This is a genomic window from Actinomadura rubrisoli (genome assembly GCF_004349215.1).
Lineage (GTDB): Bacteria > Actinomycetota > Actinomycetes > Streptosporangiales > Streptosporangiaceae > Spirillospora > Spirillospora rubrisoli.
The window spans coordinates 1-5,853 of sequence record NZ_SMKU01000471.1 but is presented as its reverse complement, the minus strand read 5'-3'; the positions used below and the strand labels follow the sequence as shown (position 1 = coordinate 5,853).

Annotated in this window: 6 protein-coding genes; 2 read left to right on the top strand and 4 right to left on the bottom strand. The window is 72.1% G+C overall.

Going from position 1 to position 5,853, the window contains the following annotated elements:
* Positions 1 to 122 precede the first annotated feature (122 nt).
* Together E1298_RS43190 and E1298_RS43185 are read left to right on the top strand one after the other, a co-directional pair.
* Positions 123 to 848: a S1 family peptidase gene (locus E1298_RS43190; RefSeq protein WP_131903182.1), complete on the top strand. Its 726-nt coding sequence runs from the start codon at positions 123 to 125 to the stop codon at positions 846 to 848.
* A 28-nt stretch (positions 849 to 876) separates the two neighbouring features.
* On the top strand, positions 877 to 1,434 hold the full coding sequence (locus E1298_RS43185) for a snapalysin family zinc-dependent metalloprotease (protein WP_131903181.1): 558 nt from the start codon (positions 877 to 879) through the stop codon (positions 1,432 to 1,434).
* A gap of 86 nt (positions 1,435 to 1,520) precedes the next feature.
* Here the strand turns inward: E1298_RS43185 and E1298_RS43180 are convergent, their stop codons facing one another.
* The 4 genes from E1298_RS43180 to E1298_RS43165 are packed head-to-tail and all read right to left on the bottom strand — an operon-like array spanning position 1,521 to position 5,567.
* Positions 1,521 to 2,270 (bottom strand): class I SAM-dependent methyltransferase, encoded by a 750-nt coding sequence (locus E1298_RS43180; RefSeq protein ID WP_131903180.1) that lies wholly within the window; start codon positions 2,268 to 2,270, stop codon positions 1,521 to 1,523.
* The gene (locus E1298_RS43175) at positions 2,267 to 3,523 is read right to left on the bottom strand and encodes an FAD-dependent oxidoreductase (protein WP_165975940.1); all 1,257 of its coding nucleotides are present in this window, start codon (positions 3,521 to 3,523) and stop codon (positions 2,267 to 2,269) included. Before E1298_RS43175 ends, E1298_RS43180 begins: the two co-directional genes overlap by 4 nt.
* Positions 3,505 to 4,548 (bottom strand): L-threonine 3-dehydrogenase, encoded by a 1,044-nt coding sequence (gene tdh / locus E1298_RS43170; RefSeq protein ID WP_131903178.1) that lies wholly within the window; start codon positions 4,546 to 4,548, stop codon positions 3,505 to 3,507. Before tdh ends, E1298_RS43175 begins: the two co-directional genes overlap by 19 nt.
* On the bottom strand, positions 4,545 to 5,567 hold the full coding sequence (locus tag E1298_RS43165; protein WP_165975939.1) for a GNAT family N-acetyltransferase: 1,023 nt from the start codon (positions 5,565 to 5,567) through the stop codon (positions 4,545 to 4,547). Before E1298_RS43165 ends, tdh begins: the two co-directional genes overlap by 4 nt.
* Between the last annotated feature and the right edge of the window lie 286 nt (positions 5,568 to 5,853).

Below are 5,853 nucleotides of genomic sequence, written 5' to 3'. Positions count from 1 at the left end.
GCATGGCCGCGGCCGCCGATGAGAGGCGAAGCCCCCAGCCCCCGAACCTCATGGCTCGTCAACGCCATGCCCGACCACCCGCACCGTCGGTGGTCCATGAACTTCCAACAGGAGAAATTGCCATGCGCAAGCTGATGCAAGCGACGCTGGGCGCGAGCGCCCTCGCTCTTGCGATGTATGGTGCGCCCGCCGCGAACGCCGCCGTGCCTCCCGCTCCCGGCGGCGGCCAGCCGATCATCGGGGGGCGCAACGCCACCGAGACGTATTCCTGGATGGTCGCGATGAGCAACGGCTGCGGCGGCAGCCTGGTCGCACCCCAGTGGATCGTCACGGCGACCCACTGCGGCTCGGCGTCGTCGGGCCGGATCGGCTCGACCGCCAAGAGCTCCGGTGGCGAGGTCCGCCAGATCGACCGGCGCGTCAACAGGCCGGGCACCGACCTCACCCTGATGCACCTGTCCTCGCCCTCCACGCTGGCCCCGGTGAAGATGGCGCAGTCCAACCCCGCCCCGAACACCCCGGTGCGGCTGCTCGGCTTCGGCTGCATGAGCTGGCCGAGCTGCAGGAACGCCACCACCCTCCAGGAGATCGACCTGACCATCCTGCCCAGCGGCAACTGCCGGGCCGGCGGCGGCACCGCGAACGACGTCTGCGTCTCGGGCGACCGGACGCACTCGGCCTGCCACGGCGACTCCGGTGGGCCCGCGGTCACCGGCACCCGCGGCGACTGGACGCTCGTCGGCGAGACGCACGGCCCGGGCGACAACCGGGGCGAGTGCGCGACCACCACGCTCTACACCGGCATCGCGCCGTACCTGTCCTGGATCAACCAGCAAATCGGCAGCTGATCCATCCCTCGTCTCGCAGGAGCTCCCCATGTCCTTCCGCAAGATCCTGACGGCGCTGGCCGTCACCCTCGGGCTGGCCTTCGCGCTGCCCGCGCCGGCCATCGGTTCCGCGTCGGCCGCGGCCCCCGTCGCGGTCCGCACGATCTACTACGACGCCAGCCAGGCCCAGGAGTTCAAGGCGGCCGTCGACGAAGGCGCCGCCGCATGGAACAAGGCCGTGCCGGCGATCGAGCTCAAGCCCGCGACCGGGGCGCAGGCCACCATCAAGGTGTACGCCGACAACGGCTGGCCGCGCGCCATTCCCCAGGGCTTCGGCCGGGGCACCGTCTACATGGGACGCCAAGCGGTCAACGACGGCTTCTACCCGCCCAGGATCGCCGCGCACGAACTCGCGCACACCCTCGGGCTGCCCGACAACCGCAACGGACGCTGCGACTACCTGATGTCCGGTCACAGCTCGCCGACGTCCTGCAAGACCACCACCCCGCATGAGACCGAAGCGGCGCAGGTGCGGCGCAACGCGGGCGGCCGCGTTCCCGCGACCCTCGCCGGGCAGCTCCAGTACGCGGACTGCTTCAAGTTCTGACCGCCCGTCCCGCACCGCGGGCACGCCCACCTGGCCGTGCCCGCGGTGCGGTGCGTCCGGAGCCGTGCCCGCCTCCGAGCAGGCGTTCAGGCACCGTGCGACCTGGCGGCGATGATGGTGGCGTGGGGACGGGTCAGATAGCCGTCCCAGAAGTCGGGGCCCTGTTCCCTGACCCCTGCGGGCGTCACTTGGAAGGGAGGGAACGCCAGTTCGGTGAACCCGGTATCGGAGAGCGCGCCGGCGAGGGCCTCGTGGCTCCAGTAGCGGGCCGTGACGCTCTCCTGATGGCCGCCGCACAGGAGTTCCAGCGTGACGGGACTTCCGTCGGCGGGCCGGTCGCCGCTGTACATGCGGAAGCCGTAGTGGCGGTAGTAGTCGGGTTCGTCGTAGGGGAAGTCCGGATGGATGGGAAGGGTGACGAACAGCCCGCCCCGGCGCAGCAGCCAGGCGGCGCTCGCGCAGATTCCGGCGAGCTCGTCCCTGGTGGTGGCGTAGGGCATCACATACACCGACAGGACGACGTCGAAGGCGTGATGGAGGTCGGCGCGCAGCTCATCGGTGATGTACCGGATTCCCAGGGGAGCGGTCCGCTCACGTCCGCGGGCGTGCTCGATCATTCCGAGCGACCGGTCGTGGCCGACGACCTTGGTCGCGCCGCGCCGGGCGAGGGCGCGGGCGTAGTCCCCGGCGCCGCAGCCGAGGTCGAGCACGGCGGAGCCGCGCACGTCGCCGAGCGCGGCGAACACGCTCGGCATCTCCAGGTGGCGGCGGAAGGGCGTGGCGGCCAGGTCCTCGTAGACCTTGGCCAGCCGGTCGAACCGGGTCCTGCCGCTCATGAGACCTCCTTGAGCCGCCGGCCGGCGGGATCGATCCGGCGGGCGACGTCGATCGCCGAGCCGACGGCGCTCTCCTGGCTGTCGATCCCGGTCAGATGGCTTCCGGCGTGGTAGATGCCGCCCTGTCCCTGCCGCTCGGAAAGCCGGGCGCGGGCCCGGACGGCGGCGGGGGTGACGACCAGGTGATCGAACGAGCGCGAGGCGATGAGGTCAGCGGGCGGGGCGTCGCGGTAGGTGATCCAGCTCTTGAACACCTGCGCGCCGTGGACGGGCCCGTACCAGTTGCTCGCCTCGGCCCAGCCGTCGTGCACCTCCAGGTTGACCACCGACCAGTGCCGGCGAACGGCGGGCATGTAGGCCGGGTCGCGGTGCAGCGCGACGACCGCCTGGGTGTAGGCGAACCGGGCGAGGAGCAGCCGCAGCGGCGCGGTACCGGCCAGGTGGGACAGCAGCGAGACGGCCGCGGGCGCCTGGGTGGCGAGGACGACCCGGTCCACGATGGTCTCGCCGCCGCGTCCGTCGCCGATATGGAGGTGCTCGCCCTGCTTGCGGAGGGTGGCGGCGGGGGCGCCGGTGCGCACCGTGCCGCGCAGGCCGGCGGAGAGCTTCCGGGCGAGTTCCTGCATGCCGCCGGACGGGTTGGCCCAGACCGGCGCGTGGTCTTCGGCCTCTGGTGCGACGGCCAGGTAGAAGTCGGTGGCGGCACGGGCCGAGACTTCGGGCGCCTCCTCGTTGGCGCAGCAGGTGATGTAGGCCACCAGCGGGTAGAGCAGCCGGTCCTTGAGGACGCGCGGGACCTGGAGCGGCTCGATGAGGTCGGCGAGCGGGACGTCCCACGCGCCGCCCGCGGCCTTGAACTCCGCGGCCGCGACCAGCAGGTCGTTGAGCGCCCGCCACGCGCTTCCCAGCACCGGCCTGCGCCCCGGATCGGGGGCGTGCGGGCTCACCAGCAGCGGCGCGGTCCCGCTCGCCGCGTTGGTGACGGCCAGCGTCACCGGCGCCGGGGCCAGCCGGTCGCCGGCCAGGCCCAGCGCGGCCAGCAGCTTGCCGTGGGCGGGGAAACCCACAGGTGAGATGTATTGGGCCCCCAGGTCGGCGTGCATGGTGCCGCCACCGGGAAGCGCGACCTCGGCGCTGTCGGCATGGCCGCCCACGCTCTCGCGGGCCTCCAGGACGGTCACCTCGTGTTCGGGGTCGAGCAGCCACGCCGCGGTGAGCCCGGCGATGCCTCCGCCTACGATGCCGATGCGCACGGTTCGCTCCAATCCATGATGACCTTGCCCGCGGCGCCGCTCGCGGTGGCCGCGAACGCCCGCTCGTAGTCGGTGCAGGGAAACCGGTGGGTGATCATCGGGCTGATGTCCAGGCCGGCGGCCAGCATGCCGGCCACCATCTGCCAGGACGCGAACATCCGCCGCCCGTAGATGCCCTGCAGCGTGATCATCTTGGTGACGACGGTCGACCAGCCGATCTCCAGGCCGTCGGACGGCAGGCCGAGCGCGGCGACGCGGCAGCTCGGCGCGGCCTGGTCCAGGATGGTGTCCAGCCCGTCCGCGCTGCCCGACATCTCCAGGCCGACGGTGAAGCCGTCCCCGATGCCCAGGCTGGACCGGGCCCTGTCCGCCGAGCCGGGCGCCAGGTCCACCGCGAGGGTCGCGCCCATCTTCTCGGCCAGGTTCCTGCGGGGCTCGGACGGCTCGGTGACGAGGATGTTCCGCGCGCCCAGGGAGCGCGCCACCGCCGACGACATCAGCCCGACCGGGCCCGCGCCGGTGATGATCACGTCCTCGCCGGTGACGCCGAAGTGGGTGACCGCGTGGACGGCGTTGCCGAGCGGGTCGAAGACCGCGGCGGTCTCCGTCGGCAGGGGCTGCGTATGCGACCACACGTTGACCGCGGGCAGGGTCAGGTATTCGGCGAACGCCCCGTCGCGGCTGATCCCCAAGGCGGCGCTGTTCGGGCACAGGTGGCGCCGTCCCGACACGCACGTACCGCATTCTCCGCACGCCAGGTGGCCCTCTCCGCTGACCCGCGTCCCCTCGGCCAGCCCGGAACCGGCGGGCGCGGACTCCACGACGCCGACGAACTCGTGCCCGAGGACGACCGGTGGCCGCACGTTCTCGCCCGCCCAGGTGTCCCACTGGTAGATGTGCAGGTCGGTGCCGCAGATCCCGGTGCTCAGCACGCGGATCAGGACCTCGTCGTCGCCGGGCGCGGGTTTCGGCACCTCCACCCAGCGCAGGCCCGCGCGGGGGCCTTCCTTGACCAGTGCTCTCATGCCGTCCCCTCCTCGACGTCGGCCAGGTAGGCGCGGACGGTCCGGGCGCGCAGGCCGTGCTTGAGCTTGAACGCCTCGTTGCGGCGGCCGACCTCCAGTACCGGCCTGCCCCGGGCGATCGCCTCGCGGAGCATGTTCAGGAACGCCAGGTAGAACGGGCTCACCATGGGGATCGCCTCGTAGTCGCTTCCGCAGGCCCACCAGTGCACCCGGCGGCTGTCCAGCAACGCGATGCTCGCTCCCGCCAGGCACCCGCCGACCCTGATCTCCAGCAGCCGGGCCGCCGGTCCGAGCGACCGGACGAACTCCTGGAACACCCCGGGCCGGTAGTAGTCGGCGTTGCCGTACTTGGCCGCGCCCTCCCGCGCCAGCTCCACGAACCCGTCGAGGTCGCCCTCGGCGGGATCGATCATGGTGGTGGTCACGCCCGCGTCCTCGGCCCGGCGCAGGTAGCGCCGCAGGTTCCGGCGCTGCTTGCCGTCCAGCGTCGCCAGGTAGTCGTCCAGGTCGCCGAAGGACGACACATCGGCGTTGAAGCGCCGGTCGATGTCGGCGCCCGGCACGCCGGCCTCGTCGAGGGCGCGGGCGAGCGCCCCGTCCGCCTCGACGTTCACGAAGCCGAAGGCCGACGCGCCCGCCTCGGCCGCGACGTCGCGCAGCGCCCCGACCGCCGCGTCGACCACCTCGGCGTCGAGGCCATCGGACGGGAGCCAGGTGTCGTAGCAGTGCCACACATGGCTGAGCAGCACCGTCTCGTCCGCGCGCGCCGGGAAATGGTCGGCCAGCACCCGCATCGGGTCGACACCGCGCATCACATGCACGGGCAGTGCGAAGCGTAACGCGCCGGCACGATCGCTTCCCGTCACGTAGGCCCGCCGCTGCGACCCGTGCAGCGGCACCTTCTCGAACGCCGCGAGGAACTCCGACCGGTAGAACACCGGCGCTCCCGATGTCACCACCAGGTCGTCCCAACGCTTCCGCCCGACCTGATCGATCCGCTCGAATACCTCGACTTTCACAGAACGCACCTCCGACTCCCGCGCGAAACGGTCGTTCGCCGCGGTTTCACCCCCGTGGTCCCCGCTGGGCCGGGGGCTCCACGGGTCGGCGGTGCCGAAGGTGTCGCGCTTCCGGGGCATGTCGCGCTTTCGCCCGCGGACGGGCGGCGCGACCTCAGGCGCGTCGGTGACCGGGCGTTCCTCTAGGCGGTCGGGGTTCCCGCCTTCACGGTGCGGGGGGAGGGTGTCCCTTATACACATCTGAAGCTGCCGACGATAAGGCTCGTGTAGATCTCGTTGGTCGCGG